The sequence below is a fragment of the Flagellimonas sediminis genome (assembly GCF_010500845.1).
GTDB classification, from domain to species: Bacteria; Bacteroidota; Bacteroidia; order Flavobacteriales; family Flavobacteriaceae; genus Flagellimonas; species Flagellimonas sediminis.
The window spans coordinates 1-696 of the sequence record NZ_JAAAMI010000029.1 but is presented as its reverse complement, the minus strand read 5'-3'; the positions used below and the strand labels follow the sequence as shown (position 1 = coordinate 696).

Here is a 696-nt window from a genome sequence, read left to right as displayed (position 1 = left end):
CGTGTTTGGCTATGGTTTCGTTGCGTGAAAATCCGCGCGGATTTTCCGCCGTAAACCGAAGATAGCAAATTTGCAAGGACTTTCCGAAAGGAAAGTCAGAAGCAATGAACTATAGCCGGTGTTGTGTGTTCGTACTTTTACCAGCTTACTCTTGTTACAATTATTGATTTATTATCATCCAAAAATCCGACAGAATAATGCTTACTCGCAATTGTGTCAATTATATATTGTTTAGAGTAGTTTTTTCTACCTTTTTTTTGCTCAATGTATTCAAGTTCGTTAGAATGCATTTTATTTTCCTTTTTCTCGAATCCGTTTGCTTTTAGTTGATTTTCGAGTTTTTTTAAGTCCGCTTGCTCAAACTCGGCTAAAAAGGAGGAAGTATAATCTCCAAAATGGTCAGGATATGAGGCTGTTTTATATTTTATTATTCCGCTATTTGGGAAATCCATATTCGTAACTTCTTTAAAGTCCGTTTTATAAAAGTCCGATGAAGGATAAATTGCTCCATAAATAAAATATCCAATGATTAAAATTGGAGTTAGAGCAAAGATTCTTAATCTTTTGTCAAATCCTTTTTTCTTAATCCACTTGTAAATCAAAAAAGAAATTCCAATAGGAATTCCGATACCTAAAATTATTATGATTAAAAAAGCGATTATCAATTCCATGCAGTTTTTCAGTATGACACACAAC

1 protein-coding gene is annotated in these 696 nt (G+C 33.0%); it reads right to left on the bottom strand.

Annotated elements, in window-relative coordinates:
• Nucleotides 1-137 precede the first annotated feature (137 nt).
• Nucleotides 138-696: hypothetical protein (locus GTK07_RS19140; RefSeq protein WP_203583849.1), on the bottom strand; the 559-nt coding region annotated here is incomplete at its 5' end.